The sequence below is a fragment of the Streptomyces sp. NPDC042201 genome (genome assembly GCF_055582185.1).
Genome location: NZ_JBVJDS010000013.1, coordinates 195993 through 212381, shown reverse-complemented (window position 1 = coordinate 212381; position 16389 = coordinate 195993). Strand labels below are relative to the sequence as shown.

General features: G+C 69.8%; 19 protein-coding genes and 2 pseudogenes. 12 read left to right on the top strand and 9 right to left on the bottom strand.

The genetic code is table 11. The features are described from left to right. Positions 1-93: 93 nt before the first annotated feature. Entirely contained in the window at positions 94-678 is a 585-nt protein-coding gene (locus ACZ6MZ_RS28650; protein WP_469355215.1) for a DinB family protein, read from the bottom strand. A 5-nt stretch (positions 679-683) separates the two neighbouring features. Here ACZ6MZ_RS28650 and ACZ6MZ_RS28645 point away from each other — a divergent pair, with 5 nt between their 5' ends. After that, complete coding sequence (locus ACZ6MZ_RS28645) at positions 684-812, top strand: hypothetical protein (protein WP_389790902.1); 129 nt, start codon at positions 684-686, stop codon at positions 810-812. A 940-nt stretch (positions 813-1752) separates the two neighbouring features. Here ACZ6MZ_RS28645 and ACZ6MZ_RS28640 read toward each other — a convergent pair. After that, entirely contained in the window at positions 1753-2331 is a 579-nt protein-coding gene (locus ACZ6MZ_RS28640) for a TnsA-like heteromeric transposase endonuclease subunit (RefSeq protein WP_469355213.1), read from the bottom strand. A gap of 360 nt (positions 2332-2691) precedes the next feature. Continuing rightward, positions 2692-3417: a dienelactone hydrolase family protein gene (locus ACZ6MZ_RS28635; RefSeq protein WP_469355210.1), complete on the bottom strand. Its 726-nt coding sequence runs from the start codon at positions 3415-3417 to the stop codon at positions 2692-2694. Positions 3418-4002: 585 nt separating this feature from the next. Here ACZ6MZ_RS28635 and ACZ6MZ_RS28630 point away from each other — a divergent pair. After that, positions 4003-4374: pseudogene (locus ACZ6MZ_RS28630) on the top strand (NF041680 family putative transposase); the annotation flags it as partial. A gap of 112 nt (positions 4375-4486) precedes the next feature. Here the strand turns inward: ACZ6MZ_RS28630 and ACZ6MZ_RS28625 are convergent. The 3 genes from ACZ6MZ_RS28625 to ACZ6MZ_RS28615 all read right to left on the bottom strand — a co-directional run bounded on the left by ACZ6MZ_RS28625 (position 4487) and on the right by ACZ6MZ_RS28615 (position 6402). Then, entirely contained in the window at positions 4487-5269 is a 783-nt protein-coding gene (locus tag ACZ6MZ_RS28625) for a TSUP family transporter (protein ID WP_469355208.1), read from the bottom strand. Positions 5270-5347: 78 nt separating this feature from the next. Next, positions 5348-6067, bottom strand: coding sequence for a cation efflux transmembrane domain-containing protein (locus ACZ6MZ_RS28620; RefSeq protein WP_389790906.1), 720 nt, complete (start codon positions 6065-6067; stop codon positions 5348-5350). After that, positions 6067-6402: an ArsR/SmtB family transcription factor gene (locus ACZ6MZ_RS28615; RefSeq protein ID WP_389790907.1), complete on the bottom strand. Its 336-nt coding sequence runs from the start codon at positions 6400-6402 to the stop codon at positions 6067-6069. The genes ACZ6MZ_RS28620 and ACZ6MZ_RS28615 overlap by 1 nt, the downstream gene beginning before the upstream one ends. 138 nt (positions 6403-6540) lie before the next feature. Between ACZ6MZ_RS28615 and ACZ6MZ_RS28610 the strand changes: the two genes are divergently transcribed. The 4 genes from ACZ6MZ_RS28610 (at position 6541) to ACZ6MZ_RS28595 (ending at position 8878) form a co-directional block, all read left to right on the top strand. Beyond that, on the top strand, positions 6541-7806 hold the full coding sequence (locus tag ACZ6MZ_RS28610; protein WP_469355206.1) for an APC family permease: 1266 nt from the start codon (positions 6541-6543) through the stop codon (positions 7804-7806). 187 nt (positions 7807-7993) lie between these two features. Then, the gene (locus ACZ6MZ_RS28605; protein ID WP_469355204.1) at positions 7994-8584 is read left to right on the top strand and encodes a class I SAM-dependent methyltransferase; all 591 of its coding nucleotides are present in this window, start codon (positions 7994-7996) and stop codon (positions 8582-8584) included. Further along, entirely contained in the window at positions 8581-8712 is a 132-nt protein-coding gene (locus ACZ6MZ_RS28600; protein ID WP_469355203.1) for a hypothetical protein, read from the top strand. Before ACZ6MZ_RS28605 ends, ACZ6MZ_RS28600 begins: the two co-directional genes overlap by 4 nt. 37 nt (positions 8713-8749) lie before the next feature. Further along, positions 8750-8878, top strand: coding sequence for a hypothetical protein (locus ACZ6MZ_RS28595; RefSeq protein WP_469355201.1), 129 nt, complete (start codon positions 8750-8752; stop codon positions 8876-8878). A 46-nt stretch (positions 8879-8924) separates the two neighbouring features. Here ACZ6MZ_RS28595 and ACZ6MZ_RS28590 read toward each other — a convergent pair. Both ACZ6MZ_RS28590 and ACZ6MZ_RS28585 read right to left on the bottom strand, forming a co-directional pair. Next, positions 8925-9342 (bottom strand): annotated as a pseudogene (locus ACZ6MZ_RS28590) (ArsI/CadI family heavy metal resistance metalloenzyme); the annotation flags it as partial. 207 nt (positions 9343-9549) lie between these two features. Continuing rightward, entirely contained in the window at positions 9550-9972 is a 423-nt protein-coding gene (locus ACZ6MZ_RS28585; RefSeq protein ID WP_469355199.1) for a secondary thiamine-phosphate synthase enzyme YjbQ, read from the bottom strand. A 92-nt stretch (positions 9973-10064) separates the two neighbouring features. On the opposite strand from ACZ6MZ_RS28585, the gene ACZ6MZ_RS28580 reads away from it, so the two are divergent. From ACZ6MZ_RS28580 to ACZ6MZ_RS28555, 6 genes are all read left to right on the top strand, one after another. Continuing rightward, positions 10065-10148 (top strand): putative leader peptide, encoded by an 84-nt coding sequence (locus tag ACZ6MZ_RS28580; protein ID WP_343234701.1) that lies wholly within the window; start codon positions 10065-10067, stop codon positions 10146-10148. A 167-nt stretch (positions 10149-10315) separates the two neighbouring features. Next, entirely contained in the window at positions 10316-11182 is an 867-nt protein-coding gene (locus tag ACZ6MZ_RS28575) for an ABC transporter permease (protein WP_384330893.1), read from the top strand. After that, on the top strand, positions 11155-11937 hold the full coding sequence (locus ACZ6MZ_RS28570; RefSeq protein WP_469355197.1) for an ABC transporter ATP-binding protein: 783 nt from the start codon (positions 11155-11157) through the stop codon (positions 11935-11937). Before ACZ6MZ_RS28575 ends, ACZ6MZ_RS28570 begins: the two co-directional genes overlap by 28 nt. 109 nt (positions 11938-12046) lie before the next feature. After that, the gene (locus ACZ6MZ_RS28565) at positions 12047-13084 is read left to right on the top strand and encodes an ABC transporter substrate-binding protein (RefSeq protein ID WP_384330896.1); all 1038 of its coding nucleotides are present in this window, start codon (positions 12047-12049) and stop codon (positions 13082-13084) included. Then, the gene (locus ACZ6MZ_RS28560) at positions 13084-14292 is read left to right on the top strand and encodes an LLM class flavin-dependent oxidoreductase (RefSeq protein WP_384180562.1); all 1209 of its coding nucleotides are present in this window, start codon (positions 13084-13086) and stop codon (positions 14290-14292) included. The genes ACZ6MZ_RS28565 and ACZ6MZ_RS28560 overlap by 1 nt, the downstream gene beginning before the upstream one ends. Positions 14293-14330: 38 nt before the next feature. Next, positions 14331-15419: an NAD(P)-binding domain-containing protein gene (locus tag ACZ6MZ_RS28555; RefSeq protein ID WP_469355194.1), complete on the top strand. Its 1089-nt coding sequence runs from the start codon at positions 14331-14333 to the stop codon at positions 15417-15419. A 22-nt stretch (positions 15420-15441) separates the two neighbouring features. On the opposite strand, the gene mltG is transcribed toward ACZ6MZ_RS28555, so the two are convergent. After that, complete coding sequence (mltG, locus tag ACZ6MZ_RS28550) at positions 15442-16305, bottom strand: endolytic transglycosylase MltG (protein ID WP_384330905.1); 864 nt, start codon at positions 16303-16305, stop codon at positions 15442-15444. Between the last annotated feature and the right edge of the window lie 84 nt (positions 16306-16389).

Here is a 16389-nt window from a genome sequence, read left to right as displayed (position 1 = left end):
TTCGCGATCTCCCACAGCCCATCCGGAACAATCCAACTCCACATACCCCGCCCCATGCACAGCCCAACGAGCCACCCCCACATAGGACACGGTCTAAGCCTTGATTGGTGCGGTCGACCTGGCGGCCTGCTCGATCTTCGCGCAGTAGGCTGCACGGGCTTCCTCGTCGATCGACTTCTCGTGTTCGGAGCGCAACCCGGTCCGGCCGTCGAGGCCCTCGCGCAGGATATCGGCGTGCCCGGCATGCCGGATGGACTCGCCGAGGACATGGACCAGGATGGCGAACAGGTTGGTGTCGGCATAAGGCTCCGGCCACCACGGCACGTGGCCGGGGGCGTCGAGGGGAAGCTCGTTGATCGTCGCGTCCGAGTGTTCCCACGTGCGCCGGTAGAACCCGATGATCTGATCGCGGGTCTCGTCCTCCGTCGCCCACAGATCGCTGCCGTTGGAGTCCTGCCACCGGGGCAGCGGTTCCGGGGAAGGGCGGTCGAAGACCTCGCCGAAGTACCTGGCCTCGACGGTGGCCACGTGCTTGACCAGGCCGAGGAGATTGGTCCCGGTCGCTGTCAAAGGTCGGCGGGCGTCGTATTCGGACAAGCCGTCGAGTTTCCAGAGCAGCGCCTTGCGGTCCCGCCGCAGTCTCCCGTGCAGGTTGTCTTTCGCGAATTCATCGATCATGCGGCATGAGCCTGCCATGGGCCGCTCGTGGTCTCAAGATCCCGTACGTGGCCCACAACGACAGGCAGAGCCGAGGCCTGGCCATGGCCGCCGCCCTGACCTGCTACAAGAAGCTCGCGAAACTTGCCACGTGAGACACCCTCTAAGCTTGTTCTTTGTCTTCCGGTCTCGAACTGAGTCGCTCACCTGGGGATTCGCCGGACGCGGGAGCGGCCTTCGTCTGATCATGTGCTCCGACCAAGGTGCACGTGACCGAGACGAAGGCCGTGAGTGTCCCGTCTCATTCGATCTTGCCGGTGACCAACCCCATGACCAGTGCGGATGCAAGGACGCGTGAGACAGGTCGAGGCCGGAATCTCGGTTGACGTTGTCGCTCGCCAAAGTTCACGACGACCAATCTCAGATGATCTTGTCGCTCGGCGTGGGATGGTCAGTATCCGAGCTTGCGTCGCCGCCATGCCTCTGTTTTGCACCTCGCTGAGCAGTAGACGGCTCCTTTCCGGTGTTCCAGCCCTTCGGTCCAAGTGGACTTGCAGATCAGGCATTTCACCTTCAGCCTGGACGGTTCCGCTTGATGGAGCCTCCATCTGCGTGCCCGGCATGCGCTTGAGCAGAAAGCTGCGTTCGGGCGGCCCTGCGAGCCGAGTCGGGTTCCGCAAGTGAGACAGCGCAGGTCGTTGGTGCCGCGGCTAGGATCCGCCCCTTCGCGCGAGCCAGCGACAGGCGGAATGGGAAATGGGTGATCGTCGGCCGTGCGGTAGTGACGCTCTGCCTCCATCCAACGGCGGAGTGCATCGCGCTGGAGTGCCCGTGTTTGTCGGCCAGCCGCACCAGGACGCCGGAGAGGCCGATCACGGTGTGCACCTTGCCGTCGAACCTCGCCCGGTCACCGGGCCTAACCGCCAGCGGAGGTCTCACCAGGCCGGCACCACCCGCTGGACCATGCTTCGCGGCCCCAACGGACGTGATTCCAGGTCAACTTCCAGAACTCGGCGCCAGAGCAAATGATAGAGAACCGGCAGCACAGCCGGGCGGTCACCGACCCGCTCGGCCCCGGCCAACAGGGCCTCCGGCTCAGTGAAGGCCGCCGCCAAGTGCGAGGCGACAGGTTCCCGGTGGTTGCGCGGGTGCCGGTAGCCCGCCAGCCACTTGACGTTCGCCAACAGCACCGGATCGATCACTCCACACCCGGTGGAAGGCCCAACCGGCGAGTTCGCAGGCCCGTGCGGTGGCTGCGAACGCCTCCGCATCGTCCGGCGCGATCCGATCGTCCGGACGGACATCCACCACCAGGCCGCCGCCGTCATCGAGTCGGGCGAAGAAGTCCGGGACGTGCCCGCGACGGCCGCGCCGGCCGGGCCAGAACAGCCGGAACGGCTGGCCAGCCAGAGCCGTGACCTGCGGATCGAAGTCCATCAGCATCGCGTGGTGCCGTTCCAGGTGCGACTCGCAGGACAGCTGCCCGGCCGTCGTGGCCGCCCAGTAGTCACGGGTCACGGACTTCTGCCCCTGGTAGGACTTGACCGTACGCACCGGCGACAGCCGCTCGAACCTCAGTGTCCAGCAGGCCGACAACGGCTCGCGGCGGCGTACGCAGTCCTCATCGACGTATACCACCTCGAACGCAGCCTGCCCCAGCCTTTCGACATCCATCGCCCGGCCCCCGGATCGATCACACGGAATCGATCCAAGCGAAGTCGCCAGCAGACACCTCCGCCAGCGATGCGGCCTCAGACCACCCGTGAGAGGGAACAGCACCTGAGACGGAGCATGGTCAGCGGCAACTCCAGCTGAGACTGCGGTCCGGGTCTGCCCAGGTCAGGAACGTGATCGCAGAGAACGAGCCAGGGCACCGGGCGGGGCATCGGGCGGAGCCGTTCCCGCCGCCGAGTGGGAACGCCCTCGCAGAGCACCTCGTCACCGTTTCTCTGAGCTGCGGTGATGTCCACAAACCGGAGCCGGTGGCGGTCGACCGGCCTGGTTCGCGGCCCGGAATCGCGGTTGCTGACCAGATCACTCCGTTACGGGCAGGCACTCGGTGAGCAGGTCGATGACGTCGTGCCAGGCGCGCTGCGCGTGCTGTGGGTGGTAGCCGACGCCGGGGACCATGGGGTGGTCGACCGGCGGGTGGTGGAAGGCGTGCAAGGCGCCGCCGTAGACCGCGAGGCGCCAGTCGACGCCCGCGGCCTGCATCTCGGCGGTGAACGCGTCCCGTTGCGCGGGCGGCATGATCGGGTCTTCCGACCCGACCCCGGCCCACACTGGGCAGCGGATGCGCGCCGTCTCGCCCGGTCGGCCTGTGGTCAGTGCGTTGACTGTGCCGATCGCGCGTAGGTTGACGCCGTCGCGCCCGAGTTCCAGCCCGATGGCGCCGCCGGTGCCGTAGCCGACGGCGGCGATCCGGTCGGGGTCGGTCCGCGGTTCGGCGCGCAACACGTCGAGCGCCGCGTGGCCTATGCCCCGCATCCGGTCGGGGTCGGCGAGCAGCGGCATGCAACGGGCCAGCATCTCGTCTGGGTCGCCCAAATAGCGCCCGCCGTGGACGTCGAAGGCCAGCGCTACGTATCCCAGTTCGGCGAGCGCATCGGCCCGGCGGCGCTCGACGTCGCTGAGCCCCGGGCCCTCTGGTCCGAGCAGCACCGAGGGCCGACGGTCGACGCCGGCCGGGAGCGCGAGGTGCCCGATCATCGTCAGGCCGTCGGCCGGGTACTCGACCGTGCGCGTTGTAATCGTCGTCATGAGACTGGACCGTAGTGATCGTCGAGCCCGGTCGGGCCGGTGTTCTCCGCCGGCGGAACAGCGCGGGAGTGCCTCTGAAATGCGGCGATGGCTCACAAGATCCGTCACAAACCCCGTTCCCGCAGCAGCGTTATCGGATCACCTGCCCTGGGCACGGTGCTGGAGGTGGACCTGCCGGGTCCTGCGCCGGGGGACCGGCGCCTACACGACGAACAAGTCGGATGCGAAGGGGTTCGCGGAAGCGTTCGCTGAACTCGACGGCCAGTAGAGGGAGCCCCCGCGAGCGCAGAGCTGGGGCGAACCCGACTGAGCGACAACATCGCGTGAGAATCAGTCTCCGCCCCGGCCCACTGCGACAACGTCACATGAGACCAGCCGCGAATCCAACAAGGTCACGTGAGACAGCGAGAACATTGCGAGAGACGGGACACGAAGGCCGTGAGGATGAGTCTGCTGCCTGCTGCCGTCCGGGGCGAAGCGTTCGCGGAAGCGTCACGCTTCCGTGGCGAGTTCTACGAGTGTCTGACCGCACGGCGCGACGAGTTGTTCGAGCTGGTGGACGCGGTGCTGTGTGCGGACGGTGCGGTCCACCCAAGGCTCACCCACCGCTCATCCTGGCTCGACCACGATGGTGAACTACCCCTGGTTGAGGGGACGTTGATGCGGTTGAAAGTCGAGCACCTGTCGAAGGACCGGGATGCCCCGCCGGTGTGGTCATGGTCCTCCAAGACCGGGGCCACCCCGGACGACGTGGACCGCTTCTGGCAGGCGTTTCTCCGCCGCTTCGATCTGGAACACACCTTCCGCTTCGCGAAGCAGACTCTCGGCTGGACCAGCCCGAAACTCCGCACTCCCGAGGCCGCGGACCGCTGGACCTGGATCCTGATCGTCGCTCACACCCAGCTTGCAGGGCACCCCGCTACGACGTCAGCAAGACCGTCAAACGCCCCGAGACCCTCAAGGCCATCGGCAAGCCCGGAAGATCTTGGTAGATAAAGAACAAGCTAAGGGGCTATATGAATGTCTCGGTGATGACTTTCTCACGTTCCCAGCCCCGTATGGCGCACGATCAGCGGATGGCCTGCACCACGTAGAGAGCACCAAGTGCTGCGGGCAGGGTGCCGAGAAGTAGTCGCAGAGCTGTCTCGGGGAGGCGCGGTTGGAGGTGGGCGCCGAGATAGCCGCCGACCAAGCCGCCGACTCCGCAGGCGAGGCCCAGGAGCCATTCCGGCGCTACATCTCCACGGCTGATCAGGGACAGCAACGCGAAGGTGGCCGCGCCAACGAGCGAGGTCGCGAATGTGGAGGCGAGGGCCGCCGGGGCGACGCGGGCGACCGGCAGGCCACGGCCAACGAGGATCGGTCCGAGAAGCGAACCGCCTCCGATTCCGTAAATCCCTCCCACGATGCCCACGGCCAGCGCGAGGCCGGTGACGGTGCGTGCGGACGGTTCACCAGCGGCCCGCTGGGGTGTTGGGCGGAGGGTGCGTGTGCACAGCCACAGGCCGAGCGGGAGGAGGAGGGCGGCGATGAGGAGTCGGAAGACGGTGGGGCCTGGGAGGGCGAAGACCCGGATGACGGCGCCGAGGATCACTCCGGGCAGGGTGCCGGCCACCAGGAGCCTGGTGAGTGGTCCGCGCAGGGCGCCGGTTTGGCTGTAACGCCACAAAGCCCCGGGTCCGGCGATGACGTTGAAGAGGAGGTTGGTCGGCGTGACCGCGGGGTTCGGCACACCGAAGACGCTCAGCTGGACCGGGAGGAGGAACACCGCCCCGGACACCCCGACCGGTGCGGTCATTGTCGCGATCAGCAGCCCTGCGGACAGGCCTCCCAGCGCAGTCAACCAGTCCACCGTTGCTCCCGCCCGTGTCCGTTGCCGGACCAGTATCAGCACGCCCGCCGGCGGCGCGGCCGGTCGGCAACGCGATGTTCATGAGCAGCAGGTGCAGCCGGGGCGGCAGCCGCGCGCGTCCGTCTCGTCGCCCGAGGACGGCACAGCTGCGACGGAGTGGGCGGATGGTGCGCAACAGCCCTTGCCCTGCCAGGCGTCGCGCCCTTCCTTCACCGCGATGGCGGCGATGACGAGGGCGGCGATGGGGTCGGCCCAGGACCAGCCGAGGGTGGCGTTGAGAACCAGCCCGATCAGCAGGACGGCGGAGAGGTAGGTGCACAGCAGGGTTTGCTTGGAGTCTGCGACTGCGGAGGCGGAGCCGAGTTCGCGCCCGGCGCGGCGCTGTGCGGCGGAGAGGAACGGCATGATCGCCAGGGACAGGGCGGCGATGACGATGCCCGGGACGGAGCGGTCCGCCTCGCCGGTTCCGGTCAGGGCTCGTACGGCGTCGAGTGTCACGTACGCGGCGAGTGCGAAGAAGGAGACGGCGATGATCCGCAGCGTGGTCTTCTCCCGGGCCTCGCGTACGCCGTGGTCGCGGGCGGAGAACTGCCAGGCGACTGCGGCGGCGGAGGAGACCTCGATGACGGAGTCCAGGCCGAAGCCGACCAGCGCGGTGGAGGAGGCGATCGTCCCGGCGGTGATCGCGACGGCCGCCTCGATGACGTTGTAGGTGATCGTCGCAGCGACCAGCAGCCGTATCCGCTTCGCGAGCGCGTCGCGGCGGGCCGGGGACGGCCCCAGGGATATCGCGGTCATCAGCAGCAGCCCTTCGTGGCGGCGTCCGGGCAGGTCTTGTCCGACTCGACCGCGACCACCGCGGCGAGGACATGCTCCAGGGCGTGGCCGAGGCGTTCGTCGGCGAGTTCGTAGCGGGTGCGGCGCCCGTCGGGCACGGTGACGACGAGGCCGCAGTCGCGCAGGCAGGCAAGATGGTTCGACAGCCGAGTGCGCGAGATGTCGAGGGTGTCGGCGAGGTCGGAGGGATAGGCCGGTTCCTCGCGCAGCGCGAGAAGGATCCGGCAGCGGATCGGGTCGGCGAGCGCGCGGCCGAAACGGGCCAGCACCTCGATGTCAGAAGCAAGAGTCAGCAGCACCCGCAAGACAGTACAGCGATATCTGAATTCAGGAAATCATGGATCATTGGCTCCGGCCGGACACCTTGCTCCGCTACGGTGCGCCGAGATCTTCCGGCTGGCATTCGGCGGCGGGCCGCCGCGAAGGAGCAGGCGATGAACGCGGTGGGGACCTCGGCCGGTGGCGGCGAGTTGAAGCGGCGCCTGGGGGTGTCCGACGCGGTGCTGATCGGGCTGGGGTCGATGATCGGGGCGGGCATCTTCGCGGCGCTCGGTCCGGCGGCCCAGGCGGCCGGGTCCGGGCTGCTGCTCGGGCTGGCCCTCGCGGCGGTGGTCGCATACTGCAACGCGATGTCCTCGGCGCGGCTGGCCGCCCGCTATCCGGCCTCCGGCGGCACCTACGTCTACGGCCGCGAACGGCTCGGTGACTTCTGGGGCTACCTGGCCGGCTGGGCATTCGTCGTCGGCAAGACCGCCTCCTGTGCGGCCATGGCGCTGACCGTGGGCACCTACGCCTGGCCCGGTCAGGCCCACGCGGTTGCGGTGGCCGCCGTGGTGGCACTGACCGCGCTCAACTACACGGGTGTGCAGAAGAGCGCGCGGCTGACCCGCGTCATCGTCGCGGTGGTCCTGGCGGTTCTCGCCTCGGTGGTCACCGCCTGCCTGACCAGCGGGACTGCCGAGACCGACCGGCTGGACATCGGCGCGGACGCCACGACGGGTGGTGTTCTGCAGGCGGCCGGGCTGCTGTTCTTCGCCTTCGCCGGATACGCCCGCATCGCCACCCTCGGCGAAGAGGTACGCGACCCGGCCCGCACCATCCCCCGCGCGATTCCCCTCGCCTTGGCCATCACCCTCGTCGTCTACGCCTGTGTGGCCGTCGCGGTTCTGTCGGTGCTCGGGCCCGAACGGCTCGCCCACGCCACCGAACCGCTCACCGAGGCCGTACGGGCGGCCGACGTCCCCGCCCTGGCCCCCGTCGTGCGCGTCGGTGCGGCAACCGCCGCGCTCGGCTCCCTGCTCGCCCTGATCCTCGGCGTCTCCCGTACCACCCTGGCCATGGCCCGCGACCGGCACCTGCCCCACACCCTGGCCGCCGTCCACCCGCGCTACGGCGTTCCCCACCACGCCGAACTCGCCGTGAGCGCGGTCGTCGCCATCGCCGCCGCCACCGTCGACGTGCGCGGCGCGATCGGCTTCTCCTCCTTCGGCGTCCTGGCCTACTACGCGATCACCAACGCCGCCGCCTACACCCTCACCCCGGCCGAGCGCCGCCTGCCACGCGCCGTTCCCGTCCTCGGCCTGGCCGGCTGCACGATCCTCGCCTTCGCCCTGCCCCTGACCTCCGTCATGACCGGAGCCGCCATCCTCGCCGCCGGCGCGGCCGTCTACGGCGTACGAAAGGCACGCGTCCGCAGCTGACCGGCGCTGAGCCCCACCCACTCTGGGGCGGGCGAAGCACCACACCCGATCTAGGGTGGTGCGCAGACCGGCAGCCTGGCCGGAACATGTGAAGAAAGACGCAGCCGTGACGGGACAAGAGCAGACCCCCCAACTGGCGCAGGCGTAGCCCGAGCACTGGCAGCACACCTACACCGCCCACCCCGGCATGTACGGAGAACAGCCCTCCGAGCCAGCCATCCACGCCGTCGGCGTCTTCCGTACGGCCGGAGCCCGGGACGTCCTGGAGCTCGGCGCCGGACACGGCCGCGACGCCCTGCACTTCGCCCGGATGGGCTTCACCGTCCAGGCCACCGATTTCTCCGCCACCGGCCTGGAACAGCTCACCCACGCCGCCCAGGCGCAGGGCGCCGGGGACCGTGTGGCCACCACTGTGCACGACGTCCGCGAGCCGCTGCCGCTGGCGGACGGCTCCGTGGACGCGGTATTCGCGCACATGCTGCTCTGCATGGCCCTGTCGACCAAGGAGGTCCACACCCTGGTCGGCGAGATCGCCCGGGTGCTGCGGCCCGGCGGGTCCTTCGTCTACACCGTCCGGCACACCGGCGACGCCCATTACGGCACCGGCACCACGCACGGCGACGACATCTTTGAACACGGCGGCTTCGCAGTGCGCTTCTTCGATCGCGACCTGGTCGACGCCCTCGCCGACGGCTGGACCCTGAACGAGGTCCACGCCTTCGAGGAGGGCGACCTGCCCCGCCGACTGTGGCGCGTCACCCAGGCCCTGCCCCGGTGAGTGCCGCCCCGATCCCGGTGCCCGACATCACCGTCGATGGCACCGGCCAGCTCTGCATCACCCTCCTCCTGCGGCTCGTCGCCCGCGTCAAGGACGCCCAGCCCGGCACGGTCGTACATCGCCACTGACCCGGCCGGCCCGCTGGATCTGCCCGCCGGGTGCCGCATGACCGGCCACACCTACCTCGGACCCGTCGCGGAACCCGATGACACACCTGCCGTCTACGCCCTGCGCCTGGCCGCCGACGCGCGGCCGACCATCCCCCACGCGCCCTGGCACCCGGCCTCGGCCTGACGCGCCCCGGCCGCGCGGATCAGCGCAGGATTTGACGGCGCTGATCTCAGCTGCCGCAGGCACAGCCCGCGGCTGCCTGCGCGGACGCTGCGGTCCCGGCGGTTTCGTTCTGCCCGGAACAACAGGCATCGCCGTCCAGAGCGGGGCTCTTGCCCAGCTGGTCGGCGTCGGCCTTGACGACATAGACCTCCCCCGGCTCCTTGCCGGGGCCGTGGACCCACACCTTGTCCTGGAGGGCGTAGCAGCAGGACGTGTCGTTCTCCTCGAACGTCGCGAGCCCGGCGTGCTTGAGCCGGGTGGCGGCGGTGACCTCGTCGGTGCTGTCGACCTCGACGCCCAGGTGGTCCAGGCGAGTTTCCTGGCCCGTCTCGCCCTCGATCAGGACGAGCTTGCGGCGGAGTGGTGATCGCGAAGTTCGCGTAGCCGGGGCGCCGCTTGGCCAGTTCCACGCCGAACAGCTTGGAGCACCTTCGGCGTCTGGGCGGACATCACCCGAGACCTCCCAGTCATCAGCCCAGCCGATGATGTGACCCCGACGGATGCGGCGGCGGTGAGTACATCTTCCCGCTGCACCGGGGATGACGCGGCGAGCTTCACCCGCGACAGCCGCCGCACACCGAGCAGGCACGTGCCCGCAACCGTCGTAGCGGCCACCCCCAGGACGATCTTGGTCAGCCTAGGAAGGTCAGGCGGACCTGGCGGCGGGGGTTGTCGATGTTGGTGTCTACCAGGCAGATGGACTGCCAGGTGCCCAGTTCCAGGTGGCCGTCGATGACCGGCAGGGTGGCGTGGGGTGGGACGAAGGCGGGGAGGACGTGGTCTCTGCCGTGGCCCGGGGTGCCGTGGCGGTGTTGCCAGCGGTCGTCGGCGGGGAGCAGGGTATGGAGCGCGGCGAGGAGATCGGTGTCGCTGCCGGCGCCCGTTTCGATGATGGCCACGCCGGCGGTCGCGTGGGGCACGAAGATGTTCAGCAGACCGTCCCGGCCCGCCGCGCTCTCCTGGAGGAAGCTCTCGCAGGCGTGGGTCAGATCGGTCACGGCCTCGGCGGTGCCGGTGCTGATGTTCAGGATCCTGGTGGTGAATGCGTCGGACATGCGTCCATCCTGCCGCCCGGTCCCTGGAATCGCGCGTCCGCGTGCCGAGACACCATTGACCTGATCAGGAAACGCTCGCTACGTTCTGCGCCATGTTGCGTTCAGCTCTGCTCACCACGCGCGGTCACATCGACCTGCTGCGGGTGGCGTCCGCCGCGTGTTGTCGCGGCTGCTGACGTCTTCTCAGCGCTCTCCCCGCTCTCTCTTTTTCGGCTGCGCCCCCTATCCGTGTGCCGGCCTGGCTCTCGTCGCACCGCCACGCGTGGACGCTGAGGCGATAGTCCCCCGCGCACCCTCTCGCGCCCGCTCCCCTCCTCGCCCTTCCGCTGCCTGTGGAGCCGCCATGACCGTCGACCATGCCCCGCCGGATATATCAGCCATATCCGTGAATCAACCGCCCGTTCTGGAGCCGGTCACTCCTGTCTCCGCCCCCGGCTCCCGGCGCCGCTCCGTCCCCCGCTGGCTCCGCAGGACCATCGGGCCGCTGCTGCTTCTGCTCAGCTGGCAGGTGCTGAGCGCGACCGGCGTGCTGCACCGCGACATCCTCGCCTCCCCCGGCACCATCGCCCGGGCGGCCGGCGATCTGATCGCGGACGGCACCCTGCCGGCCGCCATGGGAATCTCGCTCCAACGCGTCGCTGTCGGCCTGCTGCTCGGCGGTGTGATCGGGATCGCGCTCGCGCTGGTCTCGGGGCTCTCCCGGCTCGGCGAGGACCTGGTCGACGCGACCGTACAGATGCTGCGCACCGTGCCCTGGGTCGGGCTGATCCCGTTGTTCATCATCTGGATGGGCATCGGTGAGGCACCCAAGATCGCGCTCATCGCGCTCGGCGTCGCCTTCCACCTCTATCTCAATGTGTACGCGGGCATTCGCGGCGTCGACGAGCAACTCATCGAAGCGGGGCAGTCGTTGGGGCTGGGCCGCTGGGGGCTGATCCGGCATGTCGTGCTGCCGGGCGCGCTGCCCGGTGCGATGACCGGGCTGCGGTACTCGCTCGCCACGGCCTGGCTCGCCCTGGTCTTCGGCGAGTCCATCAACGCCGACGCCGGCATCGGCTTCCTGATGAACCAGGCCAGGGAGTTCTTCCGTACCGAGGTCATCGTCGTCTGCCTGGTCGTCTACGCCTTTCTGGGCCTGCTCGCCGATGCCGTTGTCCGCACTCTCGAAAGGCTGCTGCTGCAATGGCGACCGACCTTCACGGGCCAGTGAGCCCCGTGAGTCCGCACGCACCCCAGGTGTCCTCCTCCGGCCCGGCGGTACGGGTCGAGGGACTGACCCGGTCGTTCGACGGCCGTCCGGTGATCGACCAGCTCGATCTGACCCTGCGGCCGGGGGAGTTCACGGCGCTGCTCGGCCGCAGCGGCTGTGGCAAGTCGACCCTGCTGCGGGTGCTGGCCGGCCTCGACCGTGACATCGAGGGCACGGTGCTCGTGCCCAAGCGGCGTGCGGTCGCCTTCCAGGCGCCGCGGCTGATGCCCTGGAAGCGGGTCTGGCGCAATGTGTTGCTCGGGCTGGACGGCAAGCCCGAACGGGCCGTCGCCGAGAGCGCGTTGGCGGAGGTCGGGCTCAGTCACCGGTCGGGCGCCTGGCCCAAGACGCTCTCGGGCGGCGAGGCCCAGCGCGCCTCGCTGGCCAGGGCGCTCGTACGGGAACCGGATCTGCTGCTGCTCGACGAGCCGTTCGGCGCGCTGGACGCGCTGACCCGGATCAAGGCGCAGCGGCTGGTGGCCGAGTTGTGGCAGCGGCGCGGCTGCGCGGTCCTGCTGGTCACCCATGACGTGGAGGAGGCGCTGCTGCTCGCGGACCGGGCGCTGGTGATGCGGGACGGCGTCATCGCGTACGAGACGCCGGTCGCGCTGGAGCGCCCGCGCTCCGTGGGTGATCCCGGCTTCGCCGCGCTGCGCTCCCGGCTGCTCACCGAGCTGGGCGTGGACGAACCGGTCGCCCCGAGCAGCGCCGCCTAGGCCGAGCGCCCGAGCACACAGCAGAGAGCACAGAGCCCAGAGCACCAGCCGCCCGAGTCCTGTTCCGCTCCCGTATCCCCGTACCGCTCCCTCAGAAAGTCATCCGACCATGAAACGCTTCCTGCCCGCCGCCCTGCTGCCGCTCGCCCTGCTCCTCACCGCCTGCTCCGGCTCCTCGTCCGCCGGCGGTTCCGGCGGCGCGGGCGGGAACACCGACGGCAAGGGGTCCGTGACCCTCAATGTCGGTGACCAGAAGGGCGGTTCCGAGGCGGTCCTGCGCGCCGCCGGTGAACTCGACGATCTCCCGTACAAGATCACGTGGTCGACGTTCACCTCCGGTCCGCCGATGCTCGAAGCGGTCAACGCCGGCGCCGTGGACATCGGTTCCGTCGGCAACACCCCGCCCGTCTTCGCCGCCGGAGCCGATTCGAAGATCACGGTGGTGGCCGCGAGCCACGGCGATTCCGGGGGCGAGGCCATTCTCGTACGCAAGGACTCGCCGCTGAAGAAGACCACCGACCTCAAGGGCAAGTCGGTCGCGGTCGCCCAGGGCAGCTCGGCGCACTACCAGCTGATCGCCTCCCTCAAGAAGGCCGGTCTCGGCCTCGACGACATCAAGGTCACGCTGTTGCAGCCGGCCGACGCGCTCGCCGCGTTCACCAGCGGCAAGGTGGATGCCTGGGCCGTCTGGGATCCGTACACCTCGCAGGTACTGCACGGCGGACAGGGCCGGGTGCTGACCGACGGCCGGGGCGCTGTCAACGGGCTGAACTTCCAGGTCGCCGCGCCCGCAGCCCTCAAGGACAAGGAGAAGGCCGCGGCGCTCGGTGACTTCGTCGAGCGGCTGCGCCGGGCGCAGGACTGGGTCTTCGAGCACCCCGAGGAGTGGGCGAAGGTCTGGGCGAAGGACACCGGGCTGCCGTACGAAGTGGCCCTGGACGCGGTGAAACTGAGCTACGGAACCCGAGTACCGGTCGCTCTGGACGCGGCCGCCGTCGCCTCCGAGCAGGAGATCGCCGACACCTTCGCCGACTTGAAGCTCATCCCCCGCCGCTTCGACTTCGCCGACTACGTGGACGACCGCTTCAACAAGGACCTGCCGCCGTCGACCTCCCCGGCGCGCAGCTACGGAAAGGCCTCTTCCTGATGAGCATTCATCTGCACTGGTTCCTGCCGACCGGCGGCGACGGGCGCACGCTCGTGGACCGCCATGCCTATACCGACGGGGGTATCAAGCGCTCCAGGATCACCCCGGTGAGCGGGGTGCGCGCCCCCGACATCGACTATCTGACGCAGATCGCCAAGGCGGCCGAGCAGTTGGGCTTCGAGGCGGTGCTGACCCCGACCGGTACGTGGTGCGAGGACGCCTGGCTGACGACGGTGGCGCTCGCGCAGCACACCGACCGGCTGAAGTTCCTGGTGGCGTTCCGGCCGGGGCTGATCTCGCCGGTGCTGGCGGCGCAGATGGCGGCCACGTACCAGCGCATCACCCGCGGGCGGCTGCTGCTCAATGTGGTGACCGGCGGGGACTCCACCGAGCAGCGGCGCTTCGGTGATCATCTCGACCACGACCGGCGCTATGCCAGGACGGCGGAGTTCCTCTCGGTGATCCGGGGCGCCTGGAGCGGACGCCCGTACGACTTCGACGGTGAGCACTACCAGGTGGAGGGCGGGCTGACCGCGCTGCCGCCCGACCCACTGCCGGAGATCTTCTTCGGCGGCTCGTCCCCGGCGGCGGGACCGGTCGCGGCCGACCACGCGGATGTCTATCTGACCTGGGGCGAGCCCCCGGCGCAGGTGAAGGAGAAGATCGACTGGATTCGCGGTCTCGCGGAGGAGCGGGGCCGTACGGTCCGCTTCGGCATCCGGCTGCACACGATCTCGCGGGACTCCGCGCGGGACGCCTGGGCCACGGCGAACCGGCTGCTGGACGATCTCGACCCCGAGACGGTCGCCGCCGCCCAGCAGGCGCTGGGCAAGAGCGAGTCGGTCGGGCAGCAGCGGATGCTCGCGCTGCACGGCGGTTCGCGTGACCAGCTGGAGATCTCGCCGAATCTGTGGGCGGGGGTCGGCCTGGTACGGGGCGGTGCGGGCACCGCCCTGGTGGGCAGCCACGCCGATGTCGCCGACCGGATCGAGGAGTATCACGCGCTGGGGATCGAGCACTTCGTGCTCTCGGGCTATCCGCATCTGGAGGAGGCGTACTGGTTCGGGGAGGGCGTGACGCCGGAGCTGGCGGCGCGCGGGCTGCTCGCGCACGTGCCCCCTTCCCCGCTGCTGGGCGTGCCCGCGGTGAACGGCCGTCCGGCGTCGGCCCCCGGAGGTGCCCCGCTGCTGTTCGCCGGGGGCCGCTGAGCGGGAAGATCTCCGGCCCACGGTCTGTTGGTAGAACCGTGAACGACTTCGGGGTACGGGACATCGATGTGGTGGTCGTCGGCGCCGGGCAGGCGGGCCTGTCCGGCGCCTTCCATCTGCGGCGGTCCGGGCTCGCTCCCGACCAGGACTTCGTGGTGCTCGACCATGCCCCGCGGCCGGGCGGCGCCTGGCAGTTCCGCTGGCCCTCGCTGACATACGGCAAGGTCCACGGCATGCACTCGCTGCCCGGCATGGAGCTGACCACCGCGGAGGCCGATGACAGCCGGCCCTCCTCCGAGGTGATCGGCGCGTACTTCACGGCGTACGAGGAGCGCTTCGGCCTGCGGGTCCACCGGCCCGTCGATGTCGCGGCGGTGCGGGAGGGCGCGGGCGGGCGGCTGCGGGTCGAGACGTCCGAGGGGACGTGGTCGGCGCGGGCACTGATCAATGCCACGGGCACCTGGGACCGTCCGTTCTGGCCGCGCTATCCCGGTCAGGAGACCTTTCTGGGCCGCCAGCTGCATACGGCGGACTATCCAGGCCCCGCGGAGTTCGCCGGGCTGCGGGTCGTCGTGGTGGGCGGCGGAGCATCCGGCACCCAGCATCTGATGGAGATCGCGAAGGTCGCCGCGGACACGACCTGGGTGACGCGCCGGCCGCCCGTCTACCGCGAGGGGCCGTTCGGTGAGGAGCAGGGACGGGCCGCCGTCGCGCTCGTCGACGAACGGGTGCGCCAGGGCCTGGCGCCGCAGAGCGTCGTGTCGGTGACCGGGCTGCCGGTGAACGAAGCGATCACCCGGGCGCGCGAGGAGGGGGTGCTCGACCGGCTGCCCATGTTCGACCGGATCACCCCTGACGGCGTGGCCTGGCCCGACGGGCGGACCGTGGCGGCCGATGTGATCCTCTGGGCGACCGGGTTCCGCGCGGCCATCGACCATCTGGCACCGCTCGGACTGCGGGAGCGCGGCGGCGGTATCCGGGTCGAGCGGACCCGTGCCGTACGCGACGAGAGGATCCATCTCGTCGGGTACGGGCCTTCGGCCTCCACCATCGGGGCCAACCGGGCCGGACGGGCGGCGGCGCGGGACATCGTCCGGCTGCTGGAGCGCGAGGCGGCGGCGGCCTGACGAGCCCCAGCCGCCCCGCGGGTCAGCCTGCGTCGCTCGCGCTCCCGCGCTTCTCGTTGAACTCCTGGACGTTCTTCTCATGCTCGGCGTAGCTGTTGGTGAAGCGGGTGTCCCCGGGGGCCACCGTGACGAAGTACAGCCATTCTCCGCTCGGGGGGTTGATCGCGGCGTTCATGGCCTGCTCCCCCGGGTTCCCGATCGGCGTGGGCGGCAGGCCCTTGCGCTCGTACGTGTTGTACGGGCTGTCGGTCTTCGTGTCGGCCTGGGTGGTGTCCAGGGTGGAGCGGTTCAGCGCGTAGTTGAGGGTCGAGTCCATCTGGAGCGGCATGCCCAGGGCGAGCCGGTTGTGCACGACCCTGGCGACCTTGCCCATGTCGGCCGCCGTATCGGCCTCCGCCTGCACGATGCTGGCGATGGTGACCGTCTGATAGACCGTCACTCCGTTGCGCTTGGCGCCGTCGATGATGCGGTCGGCCCCGAAGCGTTCATTCGCGGTGTTGACCATATAGCTGAGCAGCGCGGCGGGCGTGGTCGAGGAGAGGACCGGATACGTCGCCGGGAAGAGATACCCCTCAGGGTTGCCCCCGGCGGCCTGTGGCAGCTTGAGCCGCGCGGTGAGCGCCGCTTTCCGGGCGGCGCCGGCGGGCACGCCCAGAGCCTGGTCGACGGTGGCGTACACCTGGGAGGCGCGCCGGCCCTCCGGAATGACCAGGGTCGTCGGCGCTTCCTGGGTGCTGGTCCCGCTGTTCCCCCCGGTCAGCAGAAGTACGGGAACCAGCACCACGGCCGCCACGACGAGGGTCGCGGTCACGATCAGGACCAGTCGGCCACGGCGGGTGAGACGGGGTCTGCGCCCGGGCCTGGCCGGCGGAGGCTCGTTCATCATGCGGGAACGCTAACCCGGAGTGATCGCCGATCCCGGCACCTGCGGTACTACGACACGGATCGCTTACGGACAGTGAGCGATCCG